General features: G+C 71.1%; 17 protein-coding genes. 13 read left to right on the top strand and 4 right to left on the bottom strand.

The genetic code is table 11. The features are described from left to right. Positions 1–99: 99 nt before the first annotated feature. The 8 genes from ald to ACWD35_RS04680 all read left to right on the top strand — a co-directional run bounded on the left by ald (position 100) and on the right by ACWD35_RS04680 (position 7881). A complete protein-coding gene (ald, locus tag ACWD35_RS04715; protein WP_451349681.1) occupies positions 100–1224 on the top strand; it encodes an alanine dehydrogenase in 1125 nt (374 codons plus the stop codon). A gap of 424 nt (positions 1225–1648) precedes the next feature. Next, positions 1649–2782, top strand: coding sequence for a ParA family protein (locus ACWD35_RS04710; RefSeq protein WP_451349680.1), 1134 nt, complete (start codon positions 1649–1651; stop codon positions 2780–2782). After that, positions 2767–3333 (top strand): hypothetical protein, encoded by a 567-nt coding sequence (locus ACWD35_RS04705; RefSeq protein WP_451349679.1) that lies wholly within the window; start codon positions 2767–2769, stop codon positions 3331–3333. Before ACWD35_RS04710 ends, ACWD35_RS04705 begins: the two co-directional genes overlap by 16 nt. An 18-nt stretch (positions 3334–3351) precedes the next feature. Then, a complete protein-coding gene (locus tag ACWD35_RS04700) occupies positions 3352–4353 on the top strand; it encodes a segregation and condensation protein A (RefSeq protein ID WP_451349678.1) in 1002 nt (333 codons plus the stop codon). Then, the gene (scpB, locus tag ACWD35_RS04695; protein ID WP_451349677.1) at positions 4350–5000 is read left to right on the top strand and encodes an SMC-Scp complex subunit ScpB; all 651 of its coding nucleotides are present in this window, start codon (positions 4350–4352) and stop codon (positions 4998–5000) included. The genes ACWD35_RS04700 and scpB overlap by 4 nt, the downstream gene beginning before the upstream one ends. 12 nt (positions 5001–5012) lie before the next feature. After that, a complete protein-coding gene (locus ACWD35_RS04690; protein ID WP_451349676.1) occupies positions 5013–6080 on the top strand; it encodes a pseudouridine synthase in 1068 nt (355 codons plus the stop codon). 62 nt (positions 6081–6142) lie between these two features. Continuing rightward, entirely contained in the window at positions 6143–6862 is a 720-nt protein-coding gene (locus ACWD35_RS04685; protein WP_451349675.1) for an NUDIX hydrolase, read from the top strand. Then, positions 6859–7881, top strand: a complete 1023-nt coding sequence (locus ACWD35_RS04680; protein WP_451349674.1) for an ADP-ribosylglycohydrolase family protein — start codon at positions 6859–6861, stop codon at positions 7879–7881. The genes ACWD35_RS04685 and ACWD35_RS04680 overlap by 4 nt, the downstream gene beginning before the upstream one ends. On the opposite strand, the gene ACWD35_RS04675 is transcribed toward ACWD35_RS04680, so the two are convergent. Together ACWD35_RS04675 and ACWD35_RS04670 are read right to left on the bottom strand one after the other, a co-directional pair. Then, on the bottom strand, positions 7878–8579 hold the full coding sequence (locus ACWD35_RS04675; RefSeq protein WP_451349673.1) for a nucleotidyltransferase domain-containing protein: 702 nt from the start codon (positions 8577–8579) through the stop codon (positions 7878–7880). The two genes, ACWD35_RS04680 and ACWD35_RS04675, sit on opposite strands and share 4 nt — an antisense overlap. 22 nt (positions 8580–8601) lie before the next feature. Next, positions 8602–8997: a Rieske (2Fe-2S) protein gene (locus tag ACWD35_RS04670; RefSeq protein WP_451349672.1), complete on the bottom strand. Its 396-nt coding sequence runs from the start codon at positions 8995–8997 to the stop codon at positions 8602–8604. A gap of 186 nt (positions 8998–9183) precedes the next feature. Between ACWD35_RS04670 and aroH the strand changes: the two genes are divergently transcribed. From aroH to der, 5 genes are all read left to right on the top strand, one after another. Next, complete coding sequence (aroH, locus tag ACWD35_RS04665) at positions 9184–9546, top strand: chorismate mutase (RefSeq protein ID WP_451349671.1); 363 nt, start codon at positions 9184–9186, stop codon at positions 9544–9546. After that, positions 9543–10628, top strand: a complete 1086-nt coding sequence (locus tag ACWD35_RS04660) for a prephenate dehydrogenase (protein ID WP_451349670.1) — start codon at positions 9543–9545, stop codon at positions 10626–10628. Before aroH ends, ACWD35_RS04660 begins: the two co-directional genes overlap by 4 nt. 99 nt (positions 10629–10727) lie before the next feature. Beyond that, positions 10728–11423 carry a (d)CMP kinase gene (gene cmk / locus ACWD35_RS04655; RefSeq protein WP_451349669.1) on the top strand — a complete coding sequence of 232 codons (696 nt, stop codon included), beginning with the start codon at positions 10728–10730 and terminating at the stop codon, positions 11421–11423. 53 nt (positions 11424–11476) lie between these two features. Beyond that, a complete protein-coding gene (locus ACWD35_RS04650; protein ID WP_451349719.1) occupies positions 11477–12064 on the top strand; it encodes a lysophospholipid acyltransferase family protein in 588 nt (195 codons plus the stop codon). Positions 12065–12139: 75 nt separating this feature from the next. Beyond that, positions 12140–13633 carry a ribosome biogenesis GTPase Der gene (gene der, locus ACWD35_RS04645; protein ID WP_451349668.1) on the top strand — a complete coding sequence of 498 codons (1494 nt, stop codon included), beginning with the start codon at positions 12140–12142 and terminating at the stop codon, positions 13631–13633. Between the two features lie 57 nt (positions 13634–13690). Here der and ACWD35_RS04640 read toward each other — a convergent pair whose 3' ends face one another. Together ACWD35_RS04640 and ACWD35_RS04635 are read right to left on the bottom strand one after the other, a co-directional pair. Beyond that, a complete protein-coding gene (locus tag ACWD35_RS04640) occupies positions 13691–14092 on the bottom strand; it encodes a hypothetical protein (RefSeq protein WP_451349667.1) in 402 nt (133 codons plus the stop codon). Between the two features lie 80 nt (positions 14093–14172). Then, the gene (locus ACWD35_RS04635) at positions 14173–14958 is read right to left on the bottom strand and encodes a hypothetical protein (RefSeq protein WP_451349666.1); all 786 of its coding nucleotides are present in this window, start codon (positions 14956–14958) and stop codon (positions 14173–14175) included. Positions 14959–15388: the final 430 nt, after the last annotated feature.

Raw genomic sequence — 15388 nt, 5'->3', positions numbered from 1 at the left:
CTGGCTCTGCCGCACGTTCTCTGCGGTGTCTCCCGGTGTGCCCCTGCATGCCTGGGTATGTCTTGTAACGCACCCCCCATACCCTCTGAGCCAAGGACCGTGATCGACGTGAAGGTCGGCATCCCCCGCGAGGTCAAGAACAACGAGTTCCGGGTGGCCATCACCCCCGCCGGTGTGCACGAGCTGGTGCGCAACGGCCACCAGGTCGTCATCGAGCGCGGCGCCGGCGTCGGCTCCTCCATCACGGACGACGAGTACGTGGCCGCCGGTGCCCAGATCCTGGACACCGCCGACGAGGTCTGGGCCTCCTCCGACCTGCTGCTGAAGGTCAAGGAGCCCATCGCGGAGGAGTACCACCGCCTCCGCAAGGACCAGATCCTCTTCACCTACCTGCACCTGGCCGCCTCCAAGGAGTGCACGGACGCCCTGCTGGAGTCCGGCACCACGGCCATCGCCTACGAGACCGTCGAGCTGCCGAACCGCGCGCTGCCGCTGCTCGCCCCGATGTCCGAGGTCGCGGGCCGCCTGGCCCCGCAGGTCGGCGCCTACCACCTGATGGCCCCGGTCGGCGGCCGTGGCGTGCTGCCGGGCGGCGTCCCGGGCGTGACCCCGGCCAAGGCCGTCGTCATCGGCGGCGGTGTCTCCGGCTGGAACGCCGCCCAGATCGCCATCGGCATGGGCTTCGAGGTCACCCTGCTGGACCGCGACATCAACAAGCTGCGCGAGGCCGACAAGATCTTCGGTACGAAGGTCAAGGCGATCATGTCCAACGCCTTCGAGCTGGAGAAGGCCGTCCTCGAGGCCGACCTCGTCATCGGCGCGGTCCTCATCCCGGGCGCCAAGGCCCCGAAGCTGGTCACCAACGAGCTGGTGTCCCGCATGAAGCCGGGAAGTGTCCTTGTCGACATCGCGATCGACCAGGGCGGCTGCTTCGAGGACTCCCGTCCCACCACCCACGCCGAGCCGACCTTCCGGGTCCACAACTCGGTCTTCTACTGCGTCGCCAACATGCCGGGCGCGGTGCCGAACACCTCCACCAACGCCCTCACCAACGCGACGCTGCCGTACATCGTCTCGCTCGCCAACAACGGCTGGGTGGAGGCGCTGCGCCGCGACCCCGCGCTCGCCAAGGGTCTCAACACCCACGACGGCAAGGTCGTTTACAAGGAGGTCGCCGAGGCCCACGGCCTGGAGCACGTCGAGCTGGAGACCCTGCTCGGCTGACGTCGGCCGACCTGTGTGACTCCATGAGTCACTAAGTCACCAACAGGTAAAAGGCGATTCGTCAATACGCATCGTCAACACCGCACACCCGGCCGGACCTTGCCCGACAAGGTCCGGCCGGGTGTGTGTATGGTCACTTTGCGGCTCTCGGTCAACTCGCCTCGAACGTAACCCTTCGACCGATTCGCACACCGGTGAAACCTGCTGTGCGACGGCCGTACGCCCTTGACAGCGCGATGTTTCATTGCCGACACATCCTGCCGGGTCCGGCGGATTGTGTTGCTGCGGACCACCGACACGCCATAGAGTCGCCAACCGTCGGCATGGTGCCACGCTGACCTTGTCTAGAAGTTTCCTGGTCACCAAGGAGGTAAGACGACTTGTGAATGAGTCGACATTTTCTCCCGGGGGTGGTCAACCAGGAATGCCGGTACGGGGCCAGGGCCCCACGGGATTCGAGGCTGTCGGCTCCGTAGCTGTGCGCACCTTCGCAGCCCACCAGAGTCCGGTTCCGCAGACCGCCCGGACAGCACACCAGAGCATGGATGGCCATCACGTGAACGCCATGGCCGGCGACGGAAGTGGCGCGCCCCACAACCAATTCGCCGACTACGACGAACTGCCCGAGGGGCACTTCTACGACCCCGACGCCGAGTACGAGCCGGATCCGGAGTACGCGGCCACGCTCGCGCCCGACGCGGCCCGCCAGCGCCGTGAGCGCGTCGGCCCGACCGGACGCCCGCTGCCGTACTTCCCGATCCCGGGCCCGCTGACCGACCACGGCCCCGCGAAGATCATCGCGATGTGCAACCAGAAGGGCGGCGTCGGCAAGACGACGTCGACCATCAACCTGGGTGCCGCGCTCGCGGAGTACGGCCGGCGCGTGCTGCTCGTCGACTTCGACCCGCAGGGCGCGCTGTCGGTGGGTCTCGGTGTCAACCCGATGGAACTCGACCTCACCGTCTACAACCTGCTCATGGAGCGGGGCATGTCGGCGGACGAGGTCCTGCTGAAGACGGCCGTTCCCAACATGGACCTGCTGCCGTCCAACATCGACCTGTCGGCCGCCGAGGTCCAGCTGGTCTCCGAGGTCGCCCGCGAGTCGACGCTCCAGCGCGCCCTGAAGCCGCTGATGGCGGACTACGACTACATCGTGATCGACTGTCAGCCCTCGCTCGGCCTGCTCACCGTCAACGCGCTGACGGCCGCGCACAAGGTGATCGTGCCGCTGGAGTGCGAGTTCTTCGCCCTGCGCGGTGTGGCCCTGCTGACGGAGACCATCGAGAAGGTCCAGGAGCGGCTCAACCCCGAGCTGGAACTGGACGGCATCCTCGCCACGATGTACGACTCGCGCACGGTCCACAGCCGCGAGGTGCTGGCCCGTGTGGTCGAGGCGTTCGACGACCACGTCTACCACACGGTCATCGGCCGCACGGTCCGCTTCCCGGAGACCACGGTCGCCGGTGAGCCGATCACCACGTACGCCTCCAACTCCGTCGGTGCCGCCGCCTACCGCCAGCTCGCCAGGGAGGTGCTCGCCCGGTGTCACGCCGAGTGAGTCTGCCTGGGGCCGACGAACTGTTCCGTACGACGGGGGGGATGGCACTCCAGCCGTCCACGCCCCGCCGCGCGGCCAACGGCGAGGCCCGGGTGCCGGCTCCCGCGGGGGAGAGCGACCCGACGCCGGCCGCGGCGGAGGACGCGCCGCAGTCGGTGCCCGCGCAGGGCGGCGACGGCGACGGCGCGGAGCACGTGGCGGCGGCCGAGCCGGAACCGACGGAGGCCGGGGAGGCCCGCACCCGCCCGGCGCGGCGGCAGACGGCGCAGGAAGGTTCTTCTGCCGCCCCCTCCGCCGCGCAGCCCCGCAAGCGCGGGCGGGCGGCCAACAGGCGCCCCAGCGGGCGTGAGCGGCACGACGAGAAGATCACCGTGTACGTGTCGGCCGAAGAGCTGATGGACCTGGAGCACGCCCGCCTGGTGCTCCGCGGCGAACACGGGCTGGCGGTGGACCGCGGGCGCATCGTGCGCGAGGCGGTGGCCGTGGTCCTAGCCGACCTGGAGTCCCGCGGGGACGCGAGCATCCTCGTACGCCGCCTGCGGGGGCGGTAGGGGTAGCCTGCGGGGGCTATGACCTCGTCCGACCTTCCCGCCCCCGCTTCCGGCCCGGCTCCGGGGCGTCGACGTGCGCTGGGGCGCGGGCCGGGGGTTCCGGCGGCTGAGCCGGTGGAGCCGATCGGGCCGGTTGAGCCGGTCGAGGTTGAGGTCGAGGTCGAGGTTCCTGAACCGGAGCCTGCTCCCGACGGCGTCTTCAAGGTTCGCCTCGCCAACTTCGAGGGCCCCTTCGACCTGCTCCTCCAGCTGATCTCCAAGCACAAGCTGGACGTCACCGAGGTCGCCCTCTCCAAGGTCACCGACGAGTTCATGGCCCACATCCGGGCCATGGGGCCGGACTGGGACCTGGACCAGACGACCGAGTTCCTGGTCGTCGCCGCCACGCTGCTCGACCTCAAGGCCGCCCGGCTGCTGCCCACTGCCGAGGTCGAGGACGAGGCCGACCTGGCGCTGCTGGAGGCCCGGGACCTGCTGTTCGCGCGGCTGCTCCAGTACCGCGCCTACAAACAGATCGCCGACATCTTCAACCAGCGCCTCGACGAAGAGGCCCGCCGCTACCCTCGTACCGTCGGCCTCGAACCCCACCATGCCGAGCTGCTGCCCGAGGTCGTCATCAGCATCGGCCCCGAGGGCTTCGCCAGGCTCGCCGTGAAGGCGATGCAGCCGAAGGCCAAGCCGAGCGTGTACGTCGACCACATCCACGCTCCGCTGGTCAGCGTGCAGGAGCAGGCCGGGATCGTGGTGGCACGGCTGAAGGAGCTGGGCGAGGCCAGCTTCCGCGCGCTGATCGAGGACACCGACGACACACTCACCGTCGTCGCCCGGTTCCTCGCGCTGCTGGAGCTGTACCGCGAGAAGGCCGTCGCCCTGGAGCAGGAAGCCGCGCTCGGGGAACTCACCGTGCGCTGGACCGGCGGGAACGGGGACGCGGCACCGATGGTCACCGACGAGTTCGACCGGCCGCCCGAGGAGTCGAAGGAGCCGAAGGAGTCGAGGAAGGAGGAGGAGAAGGCATGAGCGAGGAGACCGCGGAACTCCCGGCGGGACTCCGTACCGTCGCCGGACTCGACCTCAAGCCCGCCCTGGAGGCGGTCCTCATGGTCGTGGACGAGCCCGCGACCGAGGAGCACCTGGCGAAGATCCTGGAGCGCCCCCGGCGGCAGATCGCCGACGCCTTGCGCGGGCTGGCCGACGAGTACACCGTGCAGGGCCGCGGCTTCGAGCTGCGGTTCGTCGCGGGCGGCTGGCGCTTCTACACCCGCGCCGAGTACGCGCCGGCCGTCGAGCGGCTTGTCCTGGACGGCCAGACGGCCCGCCTCACCCAGGCCGCGCTGGAGACCCTCGCGGTGGTCGCCTACCGCCAGCCGATCAGCCGCAGCCGCGTCTCCGCCGTACGCGGAGTCAACTGCGACGGGGTCATGCGCACCCTCCTCCAACGCGGTCTGGTCGAGGAGGCGGGCACGGAACCCGAAACAGGTGCGATCCTGTACAGGACGACGAACTACTTCCTGGAGCGGATGGGCCTGCGCGGCCTGGACGAGCTTCCGGAGCTGGCGCCCTTCCTCCCGGAGGCTGAGGCGATCGAGGCCGAGACCCAGGAAGGGGTTCCGTCGTTCGACCCGGACGCGCCCGACGCGCCCGGCGGTCAGGATGCGGACGACTAAGACGGAACTTTGATGCGAAGCAGCGGCAGCGGAAAGAGTGGCGGGCGCGGAAACAACCGCGGCGCCGGCAACAACCGGGACGAGCGGCAGGGGCAGGGCCGTCCCCGCAAGCCCCGCCCCGAGGAGCGCCGCTACGACGTCGGCCCCGGCGCCACGAAGGACGGCCCCAAGTCCGGGCGTGGTGGCGCGGCCCGCGGCGGCGCCAAGGGCGGCCCGAAGCAGTCCCAGCAGAGCGGTGGCGGCCGTACGGCGCCCGGGCGCTCCCGTGAGTACGAGGCCCGGGCCGAGGAGCGCAACCGCGAGCGGTACGCGGGCAAGAAGGACGTCAAGCTCCCGAAGACCTTCCCGGGCGCCGAGCAGGAGGGCGAGCGGCTGCAGAAGGTCCTCGCGCGCGCGGGCTACGGCTCCCGGCGCGCCTGCGAGGAGCTGATCGAGCAGGCGCGGGTCGAGATCAACGGCGAGATCGTCCTGGAGCAGGGCCGCCGCGTCGACCCGGAGAAGGACGAGGTCAAGGTCGACGGCCTGACGGTCGCGACGCAGTCGTACCAGTTCTTCTCGCTGAACAAGCCGGAGGGCGTGGTGTCCACCATGGAGGACCCCGAGGGCCGGCAGTGCCTCGGTGACTACGTCACCAACCGCGAGACGCGGCTCTTCCACGTCGGCAGGCTGGACACCGAGACCGAGGGCGTCATCCTGCTCACCAACCATGGCGAGCTGGCGCACCGCCTCACCCACCCCAAGTACGGCGTCAAGAAGACCTACCTCGCGGCCATCGTCGGCCCGATCCCGCGCGACCTGGGCAAGCGCCTGAAGGACGGCATCCAGCTGGAGGACGGCTACGCGCGCGCGGACCACTTCCGGGTGGTCGAGCAGACCGGCAAGAACTACCTGGTCGAGGTGACCCTGCACGAGGGCCGCAAGCACATCGTCCGCCGCATGCTCGCCGAGGCGGGCTTCCCGGTCGAGAAGCTGGTGCGCACCTCCTTCGGCCCGATCACCCTGGGCGACCAGAAGTCGGGCTGGCTGCGCCGCCTGTCGAACACGGAGGTCGGCATGCTGATGAAGGAAGTCGACCTCTAAACCTTGCCACCCACCTCCACCCCCTTTTATAGTCAGAGCGACTATTAAAGGGGGTGGAAGTCGTGGACGGCTACGACAAGTACGCGTACGAACCCTTTGCCGTCACCGTCGACCTCGCCGTCCTCACCCTCCGCGCGGGCGCCCTGCACGTGCTGCTGGTCGAGCGCGGGCAGGAGCCGTACGCGGGCCGCTGGGCGCTGCCCGGCGGCTTTCTGCTGCCCGACGAGTCGGCCGAGAATGCGGCCCGGCGCGAGCTGGCCGAGGAGACCGGCCTGGCCGATGTCTCCGGGCTGCACCTGGAGCAGCTGCGCACCTACAGCGAGCCCGGCCGCGACCCCCGGATGCGGGTCGTGTCGGTCGCCTTCACCGCGCTGCTGCCCGACCCACCCGAGCCGCACGGCGGCGGTGACGCGGCCCAGGCCCGCTGGCTGCCGTACGACACCGCCGGGCCGCTCGCCTTCGACCACGACCGGATCCTGGCCGACGCCCACGACCGCGTCGGCGCCCAGCTGGAGAACAGCTGCGTGGCCACCGCCTTCTGCCCGCCCGAGTTCACCCTCGGCGAGCTGCAACAGGTCTACGAGACGGTGTGGGGCACGGCCCTGGACCGGCCAAACTTCCGCCGCAAGGTGCTCGCCACCCCCGGCTTCGTCGAACCCGTCCCCGGCGCCGCCCGGCTGACCGGCGGCCGTGGCAAGCCGGCCGCCCTCTACCGCGCCGGCCCCGCCACCGCGCTGCACCCGCCCCTGCTCCGACCGCCCCGGGAAGGACGCCCCGCATGACCACGACCCCGGCGCACAAGCGTGCCGCCACCGGATCCCTGATCGGCCTCGCGCTCGGGGACGCCCTCGGCTTCCCGACGGAGTTCAACGACGTGCCCTCGATCCTCGCCAAGTGCGGGCCCTGGCGGGAGATGGAGCTGCCGAGCCGTGCGTTCGTCTCCGACGACACGCAGATGACCCTCGCCCTCGGCCGCGCCCTGCGGACCGCCATGGACCGGGGCGTGCTTGCCCCGAAGCGGCTGGAGCGCCCGCTGCGCGAGGAGTTCGTGGAGTGGTACCAGTCGCCGGAGAACAACCGGGCCCCGGGCCGCACCTGCCTCACCGCCTGCGCCCTGCTGAAGGAGGAGGGCCGGGCCTGGCAGGACGCCAGCCAGGTCGGCTCCAAGGGCTGCGGCGCCAACATGCGCGTGGCCCCCCTCGGCCTCGCCCCCGGCCTCAGCGACGAACAGCGCGCCGGCGCCGCCCAGTTGCAGTCCGCGCTCACCCACGGACACCCCACCGCGCTGGCCGCCTCGGACCTTACCGCCCGCGCCGTGCACCTGCTCGCCCAGGGCACCGACCCGGCCGGGCTCGTCGGCCGGCTGCGCTCGTACGCCCTCGACAGCCGCACCCGCTACCACCACACCTGGCTCGGCGACCTGTGGACCCGCTCCCAGGATCCGAGCCCCGAGCACTTCATCGCGCGCGGCTGGGACGAGTGCCTGGAGATCCTGGCCCGCCTCCAGGAGGCCGTACGCACCCACTCCCCGGAGACCGACCCCTGCCTGGCCACCGGCGAGGGGTGGATCGCCGAGGAGGCCCTCGCCACCGGGCTGCTGTGCTTCCTGCTCTTCCCGGACGAACCGGTCACCGCCCTGCGCCGGGCCGCCTGCTCGTCCGGCGACTCGGACTCCATCGCCTGCCTCGCCGGAGCCTTCGCGGGCGCGTGGCTGGGCGCGGACGCCTGGCCCACCGAGTGGGCCGACCGGATCGAGTACGGGGGAGACCTGGTGACCCTGGGAGCCCTCTGGGACGCCTAGGCCCTGTCCTTGACGGACCGCAGGGCTGACGCGCGGCGTACCCGGTAGACGAAGTCGGCCACGCGCGCGTGGTGCGGTTCGGCCGGCAGCGGGGTGCTCCGGAGGGCGTCCTCGGTCTGCGCCGCCAGCCGGGCCATGCGTGCCTCGACCTCAGCCCAGGGCACCTCGCCCCGCTTCACCGCGAGCAGCGGTTCGCGCTGCTCGCCGACGTCGATCCGCAGCTCGCCGGTGCGCAGCAGCTCGCGGGCGCTCATCAGCAGGCGCAGCAGGTGCATGGCGTGCTTCCAGCGCGGGGCGCCGGTCGTACGGACGTCGGCGTCGAGCTTGCGGCGCTGGCTGAGGGCATAGCCGGTGAAGCTGTCGTAGACGCGGCGGGAGAGGAACGCGCCGCGCAGGGACAGCAGTTCGCGGCCGGTGTCGTCCACGTGCTCGACCAGCGGGGAGTGCAGGCACTCCAGGATGTTCGGGTTGCCGCGCAGCGCCAGCTCGCAGAACCGCTCCAGCTCCCAGGAGAACCGTTCCTCGCCCGGCCCGTCCACATGTGTCGGCGGCTTCTCGAACCGCCAGAACAGGGGCGTGGGGGCGAGGAACACGCCCCGCCGGTCGGTGTCACTGGTGTCCGTGGCCAGGCCGAAGGCTCGCGAACCCATGACACAGGCGTAGATCGTGTGTTCGCGTACGAGGTCTTCGGGCTGCATTCCCGGAGCGTACGCGGACCGGTCACGCCAGGTGGATCGAATTTCCCTCCACCTTGATCGGCTCGGGGGCCAGCGGCCGGGGCGCCGGTCCGTGCGCCACCGAGCCGTCGGTGATGTGGTACTTGCTGCCGTGGCAAGGGCAGTCGATCGTGCCGTCCGCCACCTTGTTCACCGTGCAGCCCTGGTGCGTGCAGATCGCCGTGAAGGCCTTGAAGTCGCCCTGCGTCGGCTGGGTGACGACGATCTTCTGTTCCTTGAAGACCTTGCCGCCGCCCACCGGGATGTCGCTCGTACTCGCCAGCTCCGGCTCGCTCGGCTTGCTCGCCTCGCTCTTCTTGCTGCCGCACCCCGCCGCCCCGGCACCGAGGGCCACCGCGCCCGTCGCCAGGACCGTGCGCCGTGTCGCGCCCTGGGTCATGCCATCACTCCCTACAGCGTCAGTCCATCTCAATCCGCATATATCAGGAAAACGCACAATCACCGGCATTCTGGCATCGAGTGCCCGCGACGGGCGGGCGCCGCGCGCCCGGCCCGCCACGGGCTGACTAGGCTGGACGCACCAGCGCACCAAGAACCGCTACGCATGTGGGAGAGGAGCACGGCCGTGGGGGTACGAGTGGTCCGGGGGGCCGTCCAGCTCGACCGGGACGAGGCCGGACACATGGCGGAGCAGGTCGGGTCCCTGCTCACCGCCATCCTGGAGCGGAACGGACTGACCGTCGACGACCTGATCAGCATCTGGTTCACGGCCACGCCCGACCTGCACAGCGACTTCCCGGCCGCCGCCGCGCGGGGGCTCGGCATCGTCGACGTACCGCTGATCTGCGCCCAGGAACTGGACATCGAGGGCGCCATGCCCCGGGTCGTCCGGGTCCTCGCGCACATCGAGTCCGACCGGCCCCGCGCGGACATCACCCACGTCTACCTCGGCGCCGCAGCCGACCTGCGCAAGGACATCGCCCAGTGAGAACCGCACTCGTCATCGGCACCGGCCTCATCGGCACGTCCGCCGCGCTCGCCCTCGCCCAGCGGGGCGTCACCGTCCACCTCGCCGACCACGACCCCGAGCAGGCCCGTACGGCCGCCGCCCTGGGCGCCGGCACCGACGCGCCCCCGCAGGGCCCGGTCGACCTGGCGATCGTCGCCGCCCCGCCCGCGCACGTGGCCGGCGTGCTCGCCGACGCCATGCGCCGGGACCTGGCCCGCGGCTACATCGACGTGGCCAGCGTCAAGGGCGCCCCGCGCCGCGAACTGGAGGCCCTCGGCCTGGACCTGAGCCGCTACCTGGGAACCCACCCGATGTCGGGCCGCGAGAAGTCCGGCCCGCTGGCCGCCACCGGCGACCTGTTCGAGGGCCGCCCCTGGGTGCTCACCCCGACCCGGGACACCGACACCGAGGTCCTGAACCTCGCCCTGGAGCTGGTCTCGCACTGCCGGGCCGTGCCGGTCGTCATGGACGCCGACGCCCACGACCGCGCCGTCGCCCTCGTGTCGCACATGCCCCACCTGGTGTCCAGCATGGTCGCCGCGCGCCTGGAGCACGCCGAGGAGGCGGCCGTACGGCTGTGCGGGCAGGGCATCCGGGACGTGACCCGGATCGCCGCCTCCGACCCGCGGATGTGGATCGACATCCTGTCCGCGAACCCGGGACCGGTCGCCGACCTGCTCTCCGGCGTCGCCTCCGACCTGGACGAGACCGTGCAGGCTCTGCGCTCCCTGCAGTCCTCCGACGAGGCCGAGCGCGCGGAGGGCAGCGCCGGCATCGAGGACGTCCTGCGCCGTGGCAACGCCGGCCAGGTGCGGGTGCCCGGCAAGCACGGCAGCGCCCCGCGCGTCTACGAGACCGTCGTCGTGCTCATCGACGACCAGCCCGGTCAGCTGGCCCGGATCTTCGCGGACGCGGGGCGGGCCGGGGTCAACATCGAGGACGTCCGGATCGAGCACGCGACGGGCCAGCAGGCCGGTCTGGTGCAGCTCATGGTCGAGCCGAAGGCGGCGTCGGTGCTGATGGACGCGCTGCGCGAGCGGGGCTGGGCGCTGCGCCAGTAGGAGCCTGTCGGAGCGTCCTCCGGGGGCCGGTAACCTTGTGCGGGGCGCCCTCGCGCCCCGGACCCCATCCACCACCCTTCACCAGGAAGGTGCCCTCCCGTGGAAAACGGCGCCGCCCCGACCGCCAAGCCCGTGATCGTCGCGATCGACGGTCCCTCCGGCACGGGCAAGTCGAGCACGTCGAAGGCCGTGGCCGCACAGCTCGGCCTGAGCTACCTGGACACCGGTGCCCAGTACCGGGCGATCACCTGGTGGATGGTGAACAACGGCATCGACCTGGAGGACCCGACCGCGATCGCGGCCGTCGCCGGCAAGCCGGAGATCGTCTCGGGCACCGACCCGGCCGCCCCGACCATCACGGTCGACGGCGTCGACGTGGCCGGACCGATCCGCACCCAGGAGGTCACCTCCAAGGTCAGCGCGGTCAGCGCGGTGCCCGAGGTGCGCTCCCGGATCACCGAGCTGCAGCGCTCGCTGGCCGCCGGTGCGGAGCTGGGCATCGTGGTCGAGGGCCGGGACATCGGTACGACCGTGCTCCCGGACGCCGACCTGAAGATCTTCCTCACCGCCTCCCCGGAGGCCCGCGCGGCCCGCCGAAGCGGCGAGCTGAAGGGCGTGGACCTGCACGCGACCCGTGAGGCGCTGATCAAGCGGGACGCGGCCGACTCCAGCCGCAAGACCTCGCCGCTGGCCAAGGCCGGGGACGCGGTCGAGGTGGACACCACCGAGCTCACCCTGCCCCAGGTCATCGAGTGCGTCGTCACCCTGGTCCGGGAGAAGCGAGCCGGGAAGTGACACTTCCGTCCGAGCGGGGGGCCGAGGTCGGGAGGCGCATCGGCGTCGGCCTGATGCACGGGCTGTGGAAGCCGCGGGTGATCGGCGCCTGGCGGATGCCCGCGACCGGCCCGGTGATCCTTGCGGTGAACCACTCGCACAACATCGACGGCCCGATGGTCATGGGTGTGTCGCCCCGGCCGACGCACTTCCTGATCAAGAAGGAGGCGTTCGTCGGACCGCTCGGCTCCTTCCTGACCGGCATCGGCCAGCTGAAGGTGGACCGCACCGCCGCCGACCGCGCGGCGATCAGCCAGGCTCTCGGCGTGCTCGAGGCCGGGGGCGTGCTGGGCATCTTCCCGGAGGGCACCCGGGGCGAGGGCGACTTCGCCTCGCTGCGCAGCGGGCTCGCCTACTTCGCCGTCCGCGGCGAGGCGCCGATCGTGCCCGTGGCCGTACTGGGCAGCGCCGAGCGGCGCGGACGGTTGGTCAAGGCACTGCCGCCGCTGCGCTCCCGCGTGGACATCGTCTTCGGCGAGCCGTTCTTGGCCGGCGACGACAGCGGACGGCGTACGCGCGCGGCGCTGGACGCGGCGACCGAGCACATCCAGAAGCAGCTCACCGCGCACCTGGAAAACGCCAGGCGCCTGACCGGGCGCTAAGCGACACTTGAGTAGTGGTCCGGCCCACCGGGGCGCGGCCCACCGATCACCACGAACGAACGAGGTACGGACTTCATGAACGACCAGATCCAGCCCGACGGCTCGGACGCGTACGAGGGCGCGCACGAGTACGACCACGGGGCTCTCGGCGACGCCGAGTACGCGGAGTTCATGGAGCTCGCCGCAGTAGAGGGCTTCGACATCGAGGACGTCGAGGGCGCCATCGAGGCGGCGGGCCACGGTCCGCTGCCCGTGCTCGCCGTCGTCGGCCGCCCCAATGTCGGCAAGTCGACCCTGGTGAACCGGATCATCGGCCGTCGCGAGGCGGTCGTCGAGGACAAGCCGGGCGTCACCCGCGACCGCGTGACCTACGAGGCCGAGTGGGCCGGCCGCCGCTTCAAGGTCGTCGACACCGGCGGCTGGGAGCAGGACGTCCTCGGCATCGACGCCTCCGTGGCCGCCCAGGCCGAGTACGCGATCGAGGCGGCCGACGCGGTCGTCTTCGTGGTCGACGCCAAGGTCGGCGCGACCGACACCGACGAGGCGGTCGTCCGGCTGCTGCGCAAGGCCGGCAAGCCGGTCGTGCTGTGCGCCAACAAGGTCGACGGCCAGAGCGGCGAGGCCGACGCGGCCTACCTGTGGAACCTGGGCCTCGGCGAGCCCCACCCGGTCTCCGCCCTGCACGGCCGCGGCACCGGCGACATGCTCGACGCCGTCCTGGAGGCGCTGCCCGAGGCCCCCGAGCAGGCCTTCGGCACCGCCGTCGGCGGCCCGCGCCGCATCGCCCTCATCGGCCGCCCCAACGTCGGCAAGTCCTCGCTGCTGAACAAGGTCGCCGGCGAGGAGCGCGTCGTCGTCAACGAACTGGCGGGCACCACCCGCGACCCGGTCGACGAGCTGATCGAACTGGGCGGCGTGACGTGGAAGTTCGTCGACACCGCCGGTATCCGCAAGCGCGTCCACCTCCAGCAGGGCGCCGACTACTACGCCTCCCTGCGCACGGCCGCGGCCGTGGAGAAGGCCGAGGTCGCGGTCATCCTGATCGACGCCTCCGAGAACATCTCCGTGCAGGACCAGCGGATCATCACCATGGCCGTCGAGGCGGGCCGTGCGATGGTCATCGCCTACAACAAGTGGGACAACCTCGACGAGGAGCGCCGCTACTACCTGGAGCGGGAGATCGAGACCGAGCTGGGCCAGGTCGCCTGGGCCCCGCGCGTGAACGTCTCGGCGCGCACCGGCCGCCACATGGAGAAGCTGGTCCCCGCGATCGAGACCGCCCTCGCCGGCTGGGAGACCCGCGTCCCCACGGGCCGCCTGAACGCCTTCCTCGGCGAGCTGGTCTCGGCCCACCCGCACCCGGTCCGGGGCGGCAAGCAGCCACGCATCCTCTTCGGCACCCAGGCCGGCACGAAGCCCCCGCGGTTCGTCCTGTTCGCCTCCGGCTTCATCGAGGCGGGCTACCGGCGCTTCATCGAGCGCCGTCTGCGCGAGGAGTTCGGCTTCGAGGGCACCCCGCTCCACATCTCGGTGCGGGTGCGCGAGAAGCGCGGCACGAAGAAGAAGTAAGCGCTGTACGACGCGAAGGGCGGCCCTTGCAGACCAAGGGCCGCCCTTCGCCGTACCTCACGCCCCCCGGCGCGGGGCCGGGGGCAGCGCCGGCACGTACTGCGTCCCGGAGTCCTGCTGCTGCCGCCCGAGCGTGCCGACCCGCTGCCACTGGGACTGCGACTGCTGCCGCGCGCTGTACGCCCCCGCGCTGTAGGCGCTGTACGAGCTGCTGAACGACCCCGGCCGGTGACCGCCGAAGGAGTTCGGACGGTCCATGTTCCCGAACGCGGTGAAGCCCAGCTCCTCCTCACCGCTGCGGTCCCCCGGCAGCGTACGGAAGGCCTTGACCCACTCCGCGGAGAGCGAGTCGTAGATCGGCGTGGCCGATGCCCCACCACCGACGTCCTGACCCGCCCGAGCGGAGGGAACGGCGGAGAAGAGGGCCCGGCGGGGAAGGGGAGTGTCGTATGCGTGCACGTATGTGCAAACGACCGGCACGTCAAAGAGATGCGGCCGTACGACTCCTTAGGGGTACGGAGCTGTGTTCAATACAGGGCTCAGACCCCGGCAAGAGGCAGCGCCGCGGCCACCAGCTTTCCGTTCGCCGCCGCCCTGTCGAGAGCGTCCCGCAGCAGATCCTCCCGAGGCTGCCGCCCGATGCACCCCACCGGCGCCGCGAACATCAGCACCTGCTGGTGCTTGTTGGCGGCAGCCCGCCAGGGGTCCGTCACCTGCAGCGGCTGATGCGCCTGCCACCACGCCACCGGCTGCCCCCCGTTGGTGCCCGGCTGCAGCACCGCGTGCAGCTGGCCGGCGGCCAGCAGCACCGACCAGCCGTGCAGCACCGGCGGCACCGAGGCCAGCTGGGTCAGCGGCATGAAGCCCTGCTCGATGAGGAGCGGGAGGAAGTCGTCGCCGGCCCCGGCGGAGCCCGGACGCACGATGGGCGTGGTCGGCTCGACGACCAGCCCGGGGTGCAACTCGCCGTCGATAAGGACTAGTCCGCTGGTCACGCCGAGCACGGCCTGCTCGGGCACGGCCTTCTGCGGCCGGCCGCCGACCGAGGCGTCCCCGCCGATGGACCTGACGGCGCCGCGCAGTTGTTCCTCGGTGACCTGGACGACCTGCGAGGGCAGGCAGCCGGCGTGGGCGAAGGCGAGGACCGCGGTCTCCTCGCCCACGAACAGAACGGTGCTGGTGCGCTCCTGCTCGGAGTCGCCCGGGGTGCGACAGGACGTGCAGTCGTAACTGCCAGGGGCGTTCTCTCCGGCGAGCAGCCGGTCGGCTTCTTCGTCGCCGATCTCGGCGCGTACGGCGTCACTGACGTCGAGCATGCGCGGCACGGTGGCTCCCTCGGGATGCGTGCTGGGCCGGCCGGGTGGCTCCCGGCCGCTGAGCCCCGGGGTTCCGGGCTCATGAAGAAGACAACGGACGTCCTGTGGTGGGAGTCACGCTCGGAGCGGAACGGAATCGAACCATCGACCGCGCACGGTCACCTACGGCACGAAATTGGCCACTCACCGTCAACTCTTTGCGGATTCAAGGCACTTGAACGGGTGACGTCAGTCACAGGACGCCTGTGGAGGTGGTCGATAAATCATGAAATCAGCGAATGAAATGGGTGTCCGAAAATTGCCGCTACCCGAGGTAACTCCTAACTGGCCTGGAAGGACGAGGAGTTGGTTGAAACCGCCCACCCGATCTCCCTAGATTCCTCGGCCGTGTGCAACGAGCACCGCTCGGGTACGTCCGCCGGCCGGCACCGGAAGAGCA

This window comes from Streptomyces sp. NPDC002671, assembly GCF_053592475.1.
This window is presented reverse-complemented; position numbering and strand designations above follow the sequence as displayed.

Excerpts from the sequence above, each read along its gene's own strand:
- ACWD35_RS04690 (WP_451349676.1), top strand. The coding sequence starts at position 5,013 with ATGCGAAGCAGCGGCAGCGGAAAGAGTGGCGGGCGCGGAAACAACCGC.
- ACWD35_RS04650 (WP_451349719.1), top strand. The coding sequence starts at position 11,477 with ATGCACGGGCTGTGGAAGCCGCGGGTGATCGGCGCCTGGCGGATGCCC.
- ACWD35_RS04710 (WP_451349680.1), top strand. The coding sequence starts at position 1,649 with ATGCCGGTACGGGGCCAGGGCCCCACGGGATTCGAGGCTGTCGGCTCC.
- ACWD35_RS04680 (WP_451349674.1), top strand. The coding sequence starts at position 6,859 with ATGACCACGACCCCGGCGCACAAGCGTGCCGCCACCGGATCCCTGATC.
- ACWD35_RS04670 (WP_451349672.1), bottom strand. The coding sequence starts at position 8,997 with ATGACCCAGGGCGCGACACGGCGCACGGTCCTGGCGACGGGCGCGGTG.
- ACWD35_RS04675 (WP_451349673.1), bottom strand. The coding sequence starts at position 8,579 with ATGCAGCCCGAAGACCTCGTACGCGAACACACGATCTACGCCTGTGTC.
- der (WP_451349668.1), top strand. The coding sequence starts at position 12,140 with ATGAACGACCAGATCCAGCCCGACGGCTCGGACGCGTACGAGGGCGCG.
- scpB (WP_451349677.1), top strand. The coding sequence starts at position 4,350 with ATGAGCGAGGAGACCGCGGAACTCCCGGCGGGACTCCGTACCGTCGCC.
- ACWD35_RS04700 (WP_451349678.1), top strand. The coding sequence starts at position 3,352 with ATGACCTCGTCCGACCTTCCCGCCCCCGCTTCCGGCCCGGCTCCGGGG.